This window comes from Clostridia bacterium (assembly GCA_016887505.1).
GTDB lineage: Bacteria > Bacillota > TC1 > TC1 > UBA5767 > UBA5767.
Genome location: CP069393.1, coordinates 50,812 through 66,605 on the forward strand (window position 1 = coordinate 50,812; position 15,794 = coordinate 66,605).

At 39.1% G+C, this 15,794-nt stretch carries 13 protein-coding genes; 10 read left to right on the forward strand and 3 right to left on the reverse strand.

Translation table 11 applies throughout. The annotated features are described in order from the left end of the window. Window positions 1-219: 219 nt before the first annotated feature. Window positions 220-798, forward strand: a complete 579-nt coding sequence (locus JR334_00255) for a hypothetical protein (GenBank protein ID QRN85714.1) — start codon at window positions 220-222, stop codon at window positions 796-798. A gap of 39 nt (window positions 799-837) precedes the next feature. On the opposite strand, the gene JR334_00260 is transcribed toward JR334_00255, so the two are convergent. After that, on the reverse strand, window positions 838-2,052 hold the full coding sequence (locus tag JR334_00260) for an IS256 family transposase (GenBank protein ID QRN85715.1): 1,215 nt from the start codon (window positions 2,050-2,052) through the stop codon (window positions 838-840). Between the two features lie 270 nt (window positions 2,053-2,322). Here JR334_00260 and JR334_00265 point away from each other — a divergent pair, with 270 nt between their 5' ends. The 5 genes from JR334_00265 to JR334_00285 all read left to right on the forward strand — a co-directional run bounded on the left by JR334_00265 (window position 2,323) and on the right by JR334_00285 (window position 9,587). Further along, entirely contained in the window at window positions 2,323-2,709 is a 387-nt protein-coding gene (locus JR334_00265; GenBank protein QRN85716.1) for a hypothetical protein, read from the forward strand. Window positions 2,710-2,939: 230 nt separating this feature from the next. After that, on the forward strand, window positions 2,940-3,479 hold the full coding sequence (locus JR334_00270) for a DUF1697 domain-containing protein (GenBank protein ID QRN85717.1): 540 nt from the start codon (window positions 2,940-2,942) through the stop codon (window positions 3,477-3,479). A 243-nt stretch (window positions 3,480-3,722) separates the two neighbouring features. Continuing rightward, window positions 3,723-4,550 (forward strand): exodeoxyribonuclease III, encoded by an 828-nt coding sequence (gene xth, locus JR334_00275; GenBank protein ID QRN86806.1) that lies wholly within the window; start codon window positions 3,723-3,725, stop codon window positions 4,548-4,550. A 558-nt stretch (window positions 4,551-5,108) separates the two neighbouring features. Beyond that, a complete protein-coding gene (locus JR334_00280; protein QRN85718.1) occupies window positions 5,109-6,587 on the forward strand; it encodes a bifunctional metallophosphatase/5'-nucleotidase in 1,479 nt (492 codons plus the stop codon). Window positions 6,588-7,193: 606 nt separating this feature from the next. Next, complete coding sequence (locus JR334_00285; GenBank protein QRN85719.1) at window positions 7,194-9,587, forward strand: S-layer homology domain-containing protein; 2,394 nt, start codon at window positions 7,194-7,196, stop codon at window positions 9,585-9,587. A gap of 377 nt (window positions 9,588-9,964) precedes the next feature. Here JR334_00285 and istB read toward each other — a convergent pair whose 3' ends face one another. Next, window positions 9,965-10,681 carry an IS21-like element helper ATPase IstB gene (gene istB / locus JR334_00290; GenBank protein ID QRN85720.1) on the reverse strand — a complete coding sequence of 239 codons (717 nt, stop codon included), beginning with the start codon at window positions 10,679-10,681 and terminating at the stop codon, window positions 9,965-9,967. Beyond that, on the reverse strand, window positions 10,674-12,176 hold the full coding sequence (gene istA / locus JR334_00295) for an IS21 family transposase (protein QRN85721.1): 1,503 nt from the start codon (window positions 12,174-12,176) through the stop codon (window positions 10,674-10,676). The genes istB and istA overlap by 8 nt, the downstream gene beginning before the upstream one ends. 296 nt (window positions 12,177-12,472) lie before the next feature. On the opposite strand from istA, the gene JR334_00300 reads away from it, so the two are divergent. From JR334_00300 to JR334_00315, 4 genes are all read left to right on the forward strand, one after another. After that, on the forward strand, window positions 12,473-12,832 hold the full coding sequence (locus tag JR334_00300; protein QRN85722.1) for a metalloregulator ArsR/SmtB family transcription factor: 360 nt from the start codon (window positions 12,473-12,475) through the stop codon (window positions 12,830-12,832). Between the two features lie 163 nt (window positions 12,833-12,995). After that, a complete protein-coding gene (locus JR334_00305; GenBank protein QRN85723.1) occupies window positions 12,996-14,189 on the forward strand; it encodes an MFS transporter in 1,194 nt (397 codons plus the stop codon). 369 nt (window positions 14,190-14,558) lie between these two features. Continuing rightward, window positions 14,559-15,041, forward strand: a complete 483-nt coding sequence (locus JR334_00310; protein QRN85724.1) for a permease — start codon at window positions 14,559-14,561, stop codon at window positions 15,039-15,041. Next, window positions 15,038-15,571, forward strand: a complete 534-nt coding sequence (locus tag JR334_00315; GenBank protein QRN85725.1) for a permease — start codon at window positions 15,038-15,040, stop codon at window positions 15,569-15,571. Before JR334_00310 ends, JR334_00315 begins: the two co-directional genes overlap by 4 nt. Window positions 15,572-15,794 lie beyond the last annotated feature (223 nt).

Consider the following 15,794-nt stretch of genomic DNA (forward strand, 5'->3'; position numbering starts at 1 on the left):
TGTGAAAGTAAAAGCCGAAAAACAATGCCGCTTTGCTCTGTGGCGACAAATGGAGATAGGCTAGGAGTAGTCGGTTTAGATGTAGTTTGAATTTGGAGGGATTGTCTGGTCAGGATTGATTATGAAGCCTGAGTCTTTCGCAACTGCGAAATGAGATAGTTAACATAATGAAATTTGAATAGAAAATGATTAATTTTAGTTTGGTGGAGGATTCGATTCGTGACACAAATATTTTTAGGGTATATATTGGCATTTTTTCATATTAAAATAAATGGATTTGACCTATTGCCCAATTTCTTAGGATATATATTTATTGTTGTAGGGTTAGCAAAATTAGAAGGGATACACTTTAAGAAAGCCAAACCATTTGCAGTATTTATGGCAATAAATTCACTATTGTTTACCATAGGTGGTTTAATGGGGCCATCCTTTGACGGAGACATATTTGCTTTTTACAATTTGTTTACAGCAGTCATATGGATTTACACATCCTATCTTATTGTTTTAGGTATAAAAGACTTAGAAATTATTACAGGCAGGCAACTTGGCTTTCAAAAGTTATTTACTATATGGAAAATACAAACTATCTTGCAAGTGATAACGAGGCTGTCCATTTTTACACAAAACGAAATATTAATGTATCTAGCATCAATGTTTACACCAATATGGATTGCGATGAATGTGATTTATCTTGTCTATTTTTATAGGGCAAAAACAATATATGAAAATAAAAATGATTCAAACCACATAAAGGTAGATGAAGCGATTAAGCCGGAGTCTGTCAAGAAATTGGTGTAAACTTCCTTAAAGATTTTTCTTAACTCAATTCGTGGAAGGTCAAATACGTCCCTCGAAGTGAATTGCTAGCTGATTAATAATTTTACCCCAGTCCCGAGTCCTCATAGTCCATTTCTTGGTTATATCAATCATTGCCAGATACAGCATTTTCAACAGGGCATCATCGGTTGGAAACACACTCTTGGATTTCGTGACTTTGCGTAGCTGGCGGTTAAAGCTTTCGATGGCGTTTGTTGTGTATATCATCCTTCTGATTTCAGCCGGATACTCGAACATTGTTGCTACTTCATCCCAGTTGTCTTTCCAAGGTTTTACCGCGATATAATACTTCTCGCCCCACTTGTCTTCTAAATCTTGTAGAGCGTTCAAAGCGGAATCTTCGTTGATTGCTTTGTAGATTGGTTTAAGATCATTGACGAATGCTTTACGGTCCTTCCAGGACAGGTATTTCGTTGAATTGCGAATCATATGAACGATGCACCGCTGAATTCTGGTGTCTGGATAAACAGCCTGTATTGCTTCTTTAAAGCCATTCAGTCCATCGATAGACACTATCAGCACATCCTTAACACCACGATGCTGCAAATCAGTTAACACTTTAAGCCAAAATTTACTGGTCTCATTTTCTCCGACCCACATACCTACAACGTCCTTTTTACCGTCCAAATCAATACCTAGTATGATGTAGACTGCTTTGTTGACTATCTTTCCATCCTGACGGACTTTGTAGTGGATGGCATCCATGATTAGGTGGGCATAAACCTCTTGTAGTGGGCGTTGCTGCCATTCCTTTATTACAGGTAATATTTTCTCAGTAATCTGTGAAATCATGGTTGGTGATACATCAATTCCGTAAAGGTTATGTAGATGATCCTGAATGTCTCTGACAGTCATCCCTTTGGCATACATGCTTATGACCTGGTCATCAATACTTGAAACATCACGTTGGTTTTTCTTAATGATTACAGGTTCAAAATCCCCATTACGGTCTCTAGGTATGTCAATTTCCATTTCTCCATAATCGGAACGAACCTTTTTAGAACGAATGCCGTTACGGCTGTTTGTAGTATCCTTGTTCTTATAGTCATACTTGCTATATCCGAGTTCATGATCCAGTTCAGCTTCCAGCATTTCTTGCATGATGTCTTTGAATTGTGCTTTTAGTAGGGACTGGATGTCTTTGACATCCTTAAGCTCGCCTTCTTTCATGAGTTCGCGGATCAGTTGTTTGTCGATGAGTTTTTTCTGGGCCATTATAGTGTTCCTCCTTGAAGATAGATTTAGTTTATACAATCTCAGGAGTTTACACCAATTATTTTACACCCTCTTAAGCCGAAACAACGCAAATCAACAATAAAAAAGGCTCTACTTATTTTTGTAACTTCCGTAATCCTATTTGTGTTTTTATGGGCTAAGGGAGTATTTTATATCATCGATGTACAAACTTCTCCAAACGGTAAAATAACGGAAATCGTTTTCAGTCAAGATGTCTCAGGTACTTTTCCAAAAGATTCGGGGATCACTATGCTTACCAAGGGCAGCTTCCAAGGCACAACTGTATACGAAAATGCTAGTTATCTTAATATGTGGTGGTCACCTTGCAGTAACTATTTGGTGAAATCTCTTGTGGATGAAGAGCCCATTCTTATCTTAGATAGTTTTAAGACAAATAGTGGATCAAACCTGAGTACATATATTAGAATGAGTATGGCGTCATCTAAGGAATTCACAAATCTTATGACAGATGAAAAACAGTGGAAAACCATGGAAGTTGATTTTATGAAGTGGAATGATGAGCAAGGTAGTATGACGGTGAACTTTGAATTTGAAGATTACACAGGCAAACGGCAAAAGGGGTACTTGGATTTTAATTGGGAAACGGGCGCTATTTCTAATATTGTATTTGAGTAAATGCTATGAGCATCAAAAGAGTAAGTCAAACTTCAATTAATCAAGGGAACAGGTATGCCGTTATCTTGCCTGATTGATACGAAGGCTCTAATAGAGAGTAGTGGCTGTAAATATTATAAGTTGTTCTAAAACTCGTTAATTGTGTACACGTAGCAAAGAATATTTCAGAGTCATTTGTAAAATAAACTGGATAGATTGCCTTAGGTAAGAATTTGGAGGGTATTCTACTTATGAAAAAATATATTGCTTTTCTACGCGGCATAAACGTGGGAGGAAAGAACAAAATTTCTATGTCTGAATTGAAGGAACTGTTTGAGCAGAACGGATTTCAAGAGGTAGTGACATATATAAACAGTGGAAATATAATTTTCTCCAGTAGTAATACCGATGAGGAAAAGCTAAAAGAAGAGTGTGAAAGATTAATATCTAATAAGTTTCAACTGAATATTCCAATATTTGTTATCTCTTTTCATGACCTTTCGACTGCGTTTAATAATGCCCCACAATGGTGGGGCAAGGATACAGATTCAAAGCATAATGCAATCTTTATAATTCCCCCAATTGGTGTGGATGAAGTATTTAGCCTAGTAGGTGCAATTAAGCCTGAATATGAAAAAGTTGACCAATATAAAAGAGTCGTTTTTTGGTCAGCACCTATCAAAACTTTATCAAGAACACGGTGGTCAAGGATAGTGGGCTCGTCTGTGTATGGAAATATCACGATTAGAAATGCCAGAACAGTTAAAAAGATATTACAGCTTGCAAATTGAATTGGATAGAAATTGAATAGGAAAGTATGAGTTCGCGTTTAGATGGGCTCATCACCTTGTCTAGTGCCAGAACAAGAAAAGCCTGTTGCTAGGCAATGCTAGCTAACACAGCAACAATCTCCGGTCTCGCTTCTATCTTTGGCCTTGTTTCCCTAAAGCTGAAGCAAGGGCGATATTTGCTAAATTCGGTTTTTTAAGGTTATATTGATTTATAGAAGGATATATTTTTTAAGGAGGAAAATGATGAAATTAATTTCATGGAATATTGATTCATTGAATGCAGCACTTACAAGTGATTCAGCACGTGCCTTGTTATCTAGAAATGTACTAAATACAATAATGGTACAGGACCCAGATATTATTGCCCTACAAGAAACCAAGCTATCAAGTAAGGGGCCTAGTAAAAAACATTTGGAAATTTTGAATGATATGTTTCCGGATTATGAACTCGTTTGGAATAGCTCAGTTGAACCAGCACGTAAGGGCTATGCAGGGACCATGTTTTTATATAAGAAAAAGTTGGAACCATCGGTTAGCTATCCAGCAATTGGAGCACCTGGTACCATGGATTCAGAGGGCAGAATTATCACCCTTGAATTTGATGATTTTTTTGTAACGCAGGTTTACACACCGAATGCAGGAAATGGTTTGAATCGTTTGGAAGACCGTCAGATTTGGGATAGCAAATTTGCAGAATATCTTGAAGTGTTAGATAAGGATAAGTATGTTATTGCCACAGGTGATTTTAATGTAGCTCATAAGGAGATTGATTTGGCTCATCCCAATAGTAATCGTGATTCAGCTGGCTTTACGGATGAAGAACGCCAAGGTTTCACTAATCTTTTAGCCAAGGGCTATATTGATACCTTTAGATACCTCCATGGTGATATAGAAGATAGATATACTTGGTGGGCTCAAAGAGCAAAAACAAGTAAAATAAATAATTCTGGTTGGAGAATTGACTACTGGTTAGTAAGTGAACGTATAGCAGATAAGGTTGTAAAATCTGAGATGATTGATTCCGGACCAAGACAAGACCATACACCCATACTCCTTGAAATCGACTTGTAAAATATACAAATCTTGCCTAGCATAAAAGTAGACCTTTATAAGTCCATAGCAATGGAAATTTCCAGAGAAGTGGCTCTAGTCGAATTCATCAACAAGGAAATAAGGTGCTATTCAGTAGATTTGGGCTGCGATAATTAATATAAAAATAAGATTGTGTACGTGTAATTTAAAGCGTTATTTTAAATTACACGGTTTATTTGTTCTTTCCTAATATTCCGTTTGATCTAAAATTATACCTTGGATTAAGGTGATTTTTGACTAGGTTCACATACATTTCATAGGATGAAGGGCGTAGCCCTGCAGGAAGAGCTGGAATACCACCGATATAAGAGGTCATTAAAGATCTAGTGCACAGTGGATTGGATAATGGGTGTTGGCTGATGCAGATATGCTTTGATGTTTCCGAGCTTGTATGCTCAGATTAGATGTAGGATGAGATAGAGTATTATTTGAGTTGTGCTTAAAAAATCAATTCTAAGCAAGTCCTAGAATTGTATTTAGATATATGGCTTCCATACTGTTTTGTCAGAGATAAATTTTATCGAAGGAGGAAAGACCATGAAAAAGAACACGAAAAAATTTACGATTCTACATTCTAATGACATGCACGGGGATTTCTTAGCAGAGGCTAGACAAGGGAGTGGCCGCCTTGTTGGGGGACTTGCCCTTCTTTCAGGGTATCTGAATAAAGTCAGGGAAGAAGAAGAAAATGTTATTTACGTTGTTGCTGGGGATATGGTACAAGGTTCTCTAATTGACTCTGAGTATAAGGGTGTATCCACAATAGAAATAATGAATTATCTCTCACCAGATGTTGTAACCCTAGGAAATCATGAATTAGATTATGGTCTTCCTCATCTTTTGTTTCTTGAAAAAGTAGCAAATTTTCCGATTGTAAATGCGAATCTCTATATGAAAAAATATGGGAAACGGTTGATGGAGCCATATTTTATCATGTCGATAGCTGGGTTTAGCATTCTTTTTATTGGAGTTATTACTGAAAAAGTAATGGATGCACTAGCTCTTGATCAATTGATTGGAACCTTTGTGTCAACTGAAGATGCGGCAGAAGAAATTGGAAAGATATGCAATACCTATAAAAATAACGACATAGATTTAACCATTGCACTTACCCATATTGGTTTCGAGTCTGATATTGAATTGGCTAAAATGTTAAAGCCCGAATGGGGTGTCGATATGATTATCGGAGGCCACTCTCACACAATTTTAGAACAACCGGAAAAAGTCAATGATATCTTGATTACCCAGGCTGGCGTTGGCACAGATCAAATTGGAAGGTTTGACATTGTTGTAGACGATGATACAAACTCAATCATTGAGTGGAAGTGGGAATTGGTTCCAATAAACAATGCAATTTCAGAAGTCGACAAATCCCTGCAAGACTTTATTGATAATTATAAGAATAAGGTCGATGAAAAATACAATGTCATTATTACTCGTTTTTCCGAAAAACTTACTCATCCGAGAAGAGAAATAGAAACAAGCCTGGGCAACATGATTGCGGATGCCCTGGCAGATGTATCGGACACAGAGGTGGTTCTTATTGGATCAGGTTCGATTCGGGTGAATGAACTTGGACCAGTGGTTACCTTGGGTGGATTAAAAGCATGTTTTCCCTACGATGATAGTTTAACAAGGTATTCTATCACGGGAAAACAGTTAAGAAGGATATTCTCTTATATTATGCGGCTTGAAAATAGGGATGGAGAAGGCGAATGCTATCAGACGAACTCTAGAATTAAGGTTGTCTACTCTGATTTGTCATCCGAAATCGTGTCTATTACCATGGACGGGATTCCAGTAGTTGATGACCAAACATATACAATAACCTTGCAAGGTTATCATTTTGCCAACTCTAAGGCAAACCTTGATATTTCGAACGAAGAACTGTTGGCTTTAGAAGGTTCTACAGTAGTTTCTACGTCAGCCTATCAAGTCCTGGAAGAATGGCTTAGAGACCATCAAAATGGAACAAGGAAAATTGAAGGACGCATTGCTTACGAACCAGTCAGTTGAATTCTTGGATTATCTAAAATCGGCCCCCTTATTTCGAATCGTAATAGGTGTGGCGAATATACTTATTTCTAGTACTCTAACGGAGTAGCTTTCGTTTGAGGTTACATTAGAATGATAGCAAGTCATCAGTCACTTTGCTTCGGTTTGTTTTGCACGGACCAATTCGAAGTGTCTGATGATTTTTTGTGCATCTAGTTAATTGTCAATAAAATGATTACATCCTTTAGAAGAGTTAGTGTCAAGTTTTCAGACTAGATACATGCTCCAAATTTGGCCCCATAAGATTGCTTATAGCAATCAGTACCACCTTCCAATGAACGACTGATGTAAGAGAAAACATCCTTACTATTTTACCGATTGAACAGATTTGTTGCCTTTGGCAGATAGAAGTTTGATTGGCCCTTTTTTATAAGAAAACGGTATATATTCTTGTGTGATGATGGTGTATGATGTGGATATTCCATAGAAGTTATCCAACTGTAATTTTTTTATTTTGTAGTGAAATAAGTGTATTACAGTTAGAACTACTATGGAATTTTTTTTAAGATTCTTTACAATTCAGTAAAAATTGAGAAACAAAAAAAGAGAGCTAGGGAGATGATCTTTATGAATAATAATAAATCCACAGCAGGTATTTTGGCACTGTCCTTATTGTCAGGTGTATTTTTAACAGGGTTTACCTATCAACAAGGCATAGAAAACGTCTACTATGAGACCCAATCGGAAATTTTTGATAATACCACCTATTACGAACAATTAGCGGGTCATAGTGTTAATGGGATTGAAAGAGCCTATTATGTGCAAGCAGATACGAATGATACGGAGTTAAAGCCCTATGTATTTGAAGGGGAGGTTACCGGTACATATACGATGGATACCATGATCAACACTATAGAAAATCAGGGTTACACGGTAGTAGCCGGAATCAACGGAGACGTTTATGACACTGCCTCTGGAGTTCCAAAGGGATTAAGCATTCATGACTATAAGATTAAAACTTCGGGCTATGCTCCAGAATATGTGATAGCTTTTGACGAAAAAGGTCTTGCTTCCCTGGAAAAAGTAAATCTGAGATATACACTTAAAGGAACGATTAACGTTCCTACTGTTGCTACGACGACTTTTACCAATCCAATAATCCAGGAAGGACCAATTAAACTGGAAGAAAATGTGATTGAGCAGCCAAAAATTATATCTATACCAACTGAGTATAATGCAGATATCGGCTACTTTAACGTCAAACAGGGTGGGGCTAAGGCCTTACACCTGTTTAACCGCCAATATGCACCCTCAACAAAGACTACAAACAATTCAGTTGAAGTAGTATTAGATGCGGGCTCAGTCGAAGGTGCGAAACTGACGGTGGGAGGCACAATCACGGCGACTGTTGTCGAGGTTAAGAATGATTGTCACAATACACCGATTGGTGACAATCAATTGGTGCTGTCAACAGTGACAGATTCGGCCAGTGCGCTTAAGCTCGCTCAGCTGGTTCCTGGAAGTAAGGTGGAACTTTCCGTATACGACAAAAACAGTGGAAATCTAGCAAACAGTAAGGAAGCAATTGGCGTGTATTATGTTCTTTACCATAACAATCAATTTGTTTCCAGTGGAACGAACATAAATCCGAGAACCATTATTGGTATCAAACCAGATGGAACACTCTTACTATATGTGCTTGATGGTAGACAGTCGGGATTTTCGGAAGGTCTTGGCCTGACAGACGTAGCAAAACACCTGGTTGACTTGGGTTGTAGCACTGTTGTGAATATGGATGGGGGCGGTTCCTCGGTCATGGGTGTCAGAGAAGGAGGAATTGATTCCAAGGCGGTTATGAAGAATTCACCCTCCAGCCAATCCCAGCGTAAAACCACCAACGGCTTGTTTCTAGTATATGATCTACGTGGAAATTCCGACGTGGTACATTTACACACGTATCCTAGTCAACCTTTGGCCATGCCGGGGGCAGATATTCAGCTGAGAACCTATGCATCCAACAATCAATATGAGCAGGTCGCCTTGAAAAAAGATGTAGAATACAGCCTTGATTCTGGTTCGGGTAGCTTTGTTGATAAAAATGGTCTCTTTACTGCTGGAACTACCACCGGTACTACCATCATTGAAGCGGAAAGCGATGAACTTAGTACAAGGACAAAAATCGATATTCAAAACAATATTACCTTTACAACCAATGTGCAGAGTCTAGTCATCGATTCGGAAGAAAAACGCGACATCAATGTAACAGCAAAATTTGGCTATGCTCCAATCGCAAGCAAGGATAGTCTATTTACATGGACCTGCGATTCGATCATTGGCACGATTGATGTAAACGGACTCTTTAAAGCGACGAATGAGTCTGGGATATCTGGAAATATATATGTAGAATATAACGGAGCAAAACGGACCATACCTGTACAGGTAGGTGTTGCCAGCATTGATTTTGCGGATACAAAAACACATTGGGCAAGCAATTATATTGGTAAGCTTGCGGCGAGAGGAATTGTAAATGGCGTAGATAATAAATTCTATTTGCCGGATGATTTTCTTACAAGAGCCCAATTTTTAACGATGTTGGCGAATACAATTTCTGGTTTAGATGTAGCCAAAGCGACTCCTGCAGGTTTTACGGATGTACCCACTACGCAATGGTATACCAACTACGTCAATTGGGGTTTTGAAACAGGAATTGTAAGAGGAATAGACGATACCACCTTTGCGCCGAATGAAAAGATAACCAGAGAGCAAATGGCTGTCATGATGGATAATTTCACGAATAGTATTGACTTGGTTCTGCAAAAAACGGATGCGACAGTCTCCTTTACAGATGGAGTACGGATTAGTCCTTGGGCTGCCGACTCTGTAGACAAAATCGTATTTGCAGGTATCATGCGTGGATACCCTGAAGGAGATTATAAACCGCAGGGAGATGCAACACGGGCAGAAGCAGCAAGCGTTGTTTACCAATTAATCACAATACGGGATAAATATGCAAGGCAGTAATTATTTTTTCACGCCGCAGACGATGCTCCTTACGTCGCCTCGTGTAATCTGATGATATTGTCCACAGACATACTAGCTTTATCCAAGGATTGGCAATACTTTATGCATCGCCTTGATTTTTTGGTTAGCTAAGAGTCATGTGATATAAGTACAAAACTAGGAGAAAATGGAATTAGAACCTTTTGAAAATGCCGGATGATGGATATTTTCAAAGGGTTCTTTTTTTCGGCTAAAGATATGAAATGTGTTCAAGGTGAGTTACAAGAAGATTATTGACTTGTGAATTGATTGAACTAAAAAACAGTGTATGTGTGTTTGGCAAGTAGAAAATACAACTTTTGGCAATCATAAGTACAATTCGTACAAACCTACTAAAACTACTTCATCAGGGAGTTACGCATACGGTAACTTTCACCTGTAAATAAAAGCATATGGGAGTGGTGGACCAAGCGATCCACAATGGCTGCTGTCAGCTTTTCATCAAACAGGAAGCCCTTCCATTTGCTAAATTCAATGTTGGTCGTAATTATGATGCTCTTGTATTCGTAGCATCTGGATACGATGTCGAAAAGGAGCCGGGCGCCTTCTTGGTGCAAAGGGAGATAACCCCATTCGTCCAGGATTAGAAGCTCCGCATCGTCAATCTTCTTGTAGAGCGAGGCTAGCTTTCGACCTTTGGCCTCTTCCAGTAATTGGATTAAGTCATGCACCCGGTAGAAAACTGCTTTCCTACCTTGGTTAATGGCATTCACACCAAGCCCAATGGCAAGGTGCGTCTTGCCGGTGCCGACAGAGCCATATAGGATGAGATTCTGAGTGTCCTCAAGAAAGTTTAAATCCAAGAGAGACTCGCGATTTAGCCTCTCCGGGAACTGTATGTCATCGAATCGGTAATCGGTCAGTGTTTTTTGTACTCCGAAGCCTGCAGCCTTAAGGTTCCGTAGGCGCTGCTTCTCCAAGCGGTCCTGGTGCATTTTCTCTAGTAGTTCTTCCAGGAACTTCTCATGGGTTTCTGCAACAATTTCCGGATAAATCTCATGTAAGGAACGCGAAAGCCTAAGCTTTTTCTGGTAGAATTCAATCCGCTCATTCATGACACATGCCTCCTAGGAGTGAGTCGTAGGCATCTATGCTTACCTGGTAGGGTGGCAGGTCTTTAGCAACCGCTATACTCCCACAGAAGGTGTTGACATTCTCCTTCAGTCTCTTGTATGCAAGATACAGTGATTGAGAAGATATGGCTGTATGCTTACCAGCCGCATCCATGACCTTCTTAGCAAAAGCCAAATCATCTGTCAGCATAATCATCCTGAGTATGCCCAGGGACTCCTTGAGCTCTGCATTGTCGCAGCTTTCCAGATAAGTCTGCCAGTTGGTTGGGAGAAGACCATAGATACCGGAATATTTGAGCGCTCTAGGCCTGGTCTTCATTACATCGATGAAGTCCACCCAGTGGATGGATTCAGAACCTTTTATGTAGCTCCTAGTATGCGAGCACAGTTTCTTTTGTAGATCCTTAGTGAATATTTCTATGCGTGTAGCTGTAACCCTTAAACTCACATGGTCTCCGACGCACTTGGGTGAAACGGAGTAGGTAACCTTTTCGTACTGGATATAGCCATATTTGTTGACTCGTCTAATTTCGTAGCGGGCAGTATCGAATACCACCCTAGGAAGAGGAGAACATTTCTCCTTTTCCGCCTCAAACAGTTCGGCGATGGTTTCTTCTTTTTGGTAATGCTTTTTCTGCATCAGAGCGGCCGCCCGTTGTAACAGAGATTTGTTGTAGTCCTCAAGGGATGTGAACCGTGGCTCAGGAACCAAGAGGTTCCTTCTAAGATACCCGACGCTGTTTTCGACGTTACCTTTCTCGTGGCCGCTATTCGGGTTGCAGAACCTAACTTCGAAACCATGATGCATGGCGAATCGAAGGAATTGTTCAGTCACTTCCGGTTTCCCTTTGTCATCCTTCTTCCGGATGGCAGCTGCTGCCATCTGGTCAAACCAGATGCATCGGGGTACACAGCCTATGTGCCTGAAAATATCTACCATGGCTTCCATCAGGGATTCCCTGGTTTCGCTTCTGGTTATCTGAAGCAACCTAGCATTGGAATAGGGAAACGACAGCACGAGCTCATGGAGTTTTTTGAGTACGCCATCTTCGTAGACCTTGACCATCCCGAAATCTATCTGAGCTTCTGCTCCAGGATGTTGCAGATCTAGGTAGGCTTTCTTGTTGCCATAGACCTTCTGTTTTTCTTCCTTGACCACCGTTCGTACGGTTCTCTCAGAGACTTTCAATTTGTCTGGATATTCCTCCGAAAGGCGGGCGTAAATCCTGGTGGCAGTGTGCCTTTGCTTTGGATGGCGTTCCAGGTCTTCTAAGAGTATCTCGCGAACGATGGGGCGTATGGAATCACTCCGCTTCTTTCGTTGTACTTTATGATTGTTCTCGTTGTAGTCCTCTTTCTCGATGTATTTCTTAACAGTGCGATAATTGCAATTTGTCCGTTTTACGATTTCACTATATCTAAGTCCTTCAACATGATAGAGTTCTCGTATATAATTGATGTGGGTAATTGTCAGCACTTCCTTTCCTCCCTTTAAGCTTAGTCACTTAAAAGGTTATTTGGTTAGGTCTGTACTGGCAATTACTTTTTTTGCCATCCGTTGTATTTTTGATTGCCAATTATTGCATTTTTAGTTTGCCACAAACAGTGTATGGTTATGCGAATAGATTTGGAGGTCCATGAAAGAAACGACTTATATAGAAAAAATATATTCCGTGGTTAGAAAAATGATAAACAGCGCTCTTGACAAGATGGAAAGGCAAGAGTATTATGCACATATTCCCATACGTGCATATGTTTAGAAAGGTGGCCAATATGGAATTAACTCCTATATTCAAATTGTTATCAGATGAAACCAGACTCCGTGTTATTCTGCTCTTAAGTAAAGAAGAACTGTGTGTCTGTGAAATCTGTGGGGTTCTCGATGAATCTCAACCAAAAATATCAAAAGTACTCTCTAAACTTAGAGATTTAGATTTGGTGTCTGATAAACGAATTGAAAAATTTGTTTTCTATAAAGTGAAAGATACCAACGGTTTACTGAATAACACCCTGATGTATATTCTTGAAAACCTTGATAGCTATCCCATACTAGTATCAGATCAACAAAGATTGGCGCATAAAACAGAATATCTCAATCGATGTTCGCTTGACTTGTTAGAAGAAATTTCCTAAAAGTTAGGCTTTATGATGGATATAGGGACCTGTCGCTGCCTTCGGAGAATATGCATAGAGGAGTAGATAGGGTTGCTTAGCAGGTAGTGATACAACAGACAGTATAATTACAGAATGATCCGTTGCCAAACTAGGTACATTTTAGTTGAATAAGGAGACAATAATGGAAAAGGATACTTATAAAAATAAACTACTACTCATTCTCGGTTTTATGGCATTTCTCGCAAATGGAGACAATTATGCCGCGGCACCATTGATTATTAATATCGCAAAAGATTTAGACTTAACTGTTTCGACCGCTGCAATATCTGTTACAGCGTATATGTTATCTTTTGGACTGTTCACTTTATTATTTGGGCCGCTCTCAGACCGTTTTGGTAAAGTGAAAATTATTAACATCGCTGCTATTGGAACTGCAATCTTTAGTATGTTAGGTTCACTTGCTTTTAATTTACCGTCACTCATTTTTTTTCGCGCAATGAATGGTGCATTTGGCGCAGGTATCTTCCCTGTTACCATGGCACTAGTAGGACAAAGCTTTGATGATAAGAACCGGCACAAAGCACTGGGTAAGGTTATGGGACTCATGTTTCTGGGGGGTGCAACGGCCACTGCGATTGGCGGCGCTTTAGCGTATTTGGGTTCTTGGAGATTAGTATATCTGATTTACGGAATTGGTGAATTCATACTTGCCTTTGTTATGTTTAAATCCCTGAAGAGAGATAAAGCTGTTGTGAATGAACTTAACTTTATTAAAGCGTATAAAGAACCCCTTACAAATCCTCGCTTTATGAGACTTGTCATCACCATATTCTTTGTGGGATTTAGTGTATTTGGAAGTTTCACATACTCTGGGCAGTTATTGCAGGAGATTACAGGTTACAACCTGATGATAGTTGGTTTAATACTATCCTTGTTCGGTATAGGAACTGTAGTTGGTGGCCGTATTGCACCTAAGCTTAAGATTGTTTTAAAACATGGATTTTTGGTTTCGGCAGGTGTTATTGGAGCAATATCACTTTTTGCACTTTCTGCATATAACAACATTTATATTTTGGGACTTAGTTTATTTGGCTTCGGTATTGCCTTTATATTTCTTCAATCTACACTCATATCAACGGCTCAAGAAAAGCTACCAAAAATGCGTGGAACGGCAATGTCCTTAGCCTCCTTTAACATGTTTGTCGGAGGTGCTATCGGAACAAGCTTTAATGGTATCATAATGGAAACGTATGGCACATCTCAAATCTTTCACAATACTTCCTATGTAATATTAACGGTTGGTATTCTTGCAGCATTCTTTGTTTCACGATTCGAAATGCGTAAAAAGCAAGGGATATTACAACATAACGAATGAACAGAGTTCAAAAATGATGGATCATGACGAATCACATCATGAAACTTCTGCTCTATCAAGTGAAAGAATATTTTGGGTAACCTTACACAATGCAATTATCATGATAGCTGAAGTCATTGGCGACTAGTATTGGGCAGCTTATCACTTCGCCTGGTGCGGTTTACATTGGCAAGGCCTCAAGAAAATAAGCGATGGTAATACCATCTATATTGAAACACACATTGCAATAAACAATAGGCTGCTTTCTAAAGTTATATGATCCAATACATCAGTACAACATGAATCACAAAAGGGTACATGCTGAAATTGGTCACTGTATGGACAGCAGGTATTCTTCAGGCAATAAAAGGTTGAAAGGAATTTAGGTTTATGACACTTACTTTGTATATTGCTACGATTATCTTACTGCTAGTTTCTTTTACTAAAAATAAGATGAAAACGAAAAAAGCATTGAAGAAAGCATGGAAGGCTTTTGAAAATATTCTTCCGGAATTCTTAGCGATTATCCTATTAGTGGGTTTACTACTTGCGATAATTAATCCAGAACTCATTTCCAAAATAATCGGACCATCTTCCGGCTGGTTGGGGGTTATCATAGCGGCTATCGTTGGTGCCATAACGCTGATTCCGGGCTTTATTGCCTTTCCTACTGCAGCTCTATTATTAGAAGGTGGCGCTGGCTATATGCAGATCGGTGCCTTTATATCAACTCTTATGATGGTTGGTATTGTGACAATCCCTGTTGAGGTCAAATATTTTGGAAAGAAATTAACCATACAGAGAAATATCCTAGCCTTTATTTTTTCATTTATTGTTGCCATAGTAATTAGTCTGGTGGTGACTTCACTATGATTAAAGTAATAAAAAGATATAGACTCTTCTTACTTCTACTAGGGGCCACTCTCATTTTAACGCTCATAAATCGCCCTTTTGGTACCAAGGCATTAAGTGTTACCGCTTATTCTTTCAAAGAAATGATTTTGGTTATCCCACCAATTTTTATTCTTTTGGGTCTACTAGATATATGGGTGCCCAGGGAAACTATGGTGAAGTACATGGGCGACAAGTCTGGGGCCAGAGGAGTTATATTAGCATTTATTATAGGCTCTGCTGCTGCAGGACCACTTTATGGTGCTTTCCCCGTAGCTGCTGTTTTCATGAAAAAGGGTGTAAAGTTTAGCAATATTCTAATATTTATAGGAGCCTGGTCAACGACTAAGATACCGATGTTTCTTTTTGAAGTCAACTCTCTTGGTTTAACGTTTGCTCTAACTCGATTACTCATTAATATACCTGGCATACTAATGATTGCCTGGATACTATCTAGTATGACAACGAAAGAAACGCTTGAAACTATTTATCGTAATGCAAATAAATTTTGATCAATCTATTCTAGTGTTGAAATTGCCACAAGATAGGCGATGGGTATCCTAAAGAAAGCATTGGAAAGAACCAAGCTGGAGGCTATTATTCAGCTGATGTTGCAAAAAATTAGACTGCACTATTGATTTTCCATTGCTTCTATGATAATTTAATAACCGAAAATATCTGCCACCGGGTAGAAATGCTGTAAGCATTCGTTGCACATCGTTAGGTCTATGAAGA

Excerpts from the sequence above, each read along its gene's own strand:
- JR334_00310 (QRN85724.1), top strand. The coding sequence starts at position 14,559 with ATGACACTTACTTTGTATATTGCTACGATTATCTTACTGCTAGTTTCT.
- JR334_00305 (QRN85723.1), top strand. The coding sequence starts at position 12,996 with ATGGAAAAGGATACTTATAAAAATAAACTACTACTCATTCTCGGTTTT.
- JR334_00300 (QRN85722.1), top strand. The coding sequence starts at position 12,473 with ATGGAATTAACTCCTATATTCAAATTGTTATCAGATGAAACCAGACTC.
- JR334_00270 (QRN85717.1), top strand. The coding sequence starts at position 2,940 with ATGAAAAAATATATTGCTTTTCTACGCGGCATAAACGTGGGAGGAAAG.
- JR334_00260 (QRN85715.1), bottom strand. The coding sequence starts at position 2,052 with ATGGCCCAGAAAAAACTCATCGACAAACAACTGATCCGCGAACTCATG.
- JR334_00265 (QRN85716.1), top strand. The coding sequence starts at position 2,323 with ATGCTTACCAAGGGCAGCTTCCAAGGCACAACTGTATACGAAAATGCT.
- istB (QRN85720.1), bottom strand. The coding sequence starts at position 10,681 with ATGAATGAGCGGATTGAATTCTACCAGAAAAAGCTTAGGCTTTCGCGT.
- xth (QRN86806.1), top strand. The coding sequence starts at position 3,723 with ATGAAATTAATTTCATGGAATATTGATTCATTGAATGCAGCACTTACA.
- JR334_00280 (QRN85718.1), top strand. The coding sequence starts at position 5,109 with ATGAAAAAGAACACGAAAAAATTTACGATTCTACATTCTAATGACATG.
- JR334_00315 (QRN85725.1), top strand. The coding sequence starts at position 15,038 with ATGATTAAAGTAATAAAAAGATATAGACTCTTCTTACTTCTACTAGGG.
- JR334_00285 (QRN85719.1), top strand. The coding sequence starts at position 7,194 with ATGAATAATAATAAATCCACAGCAGGTATTTTGGCACTGTCCTTATTG.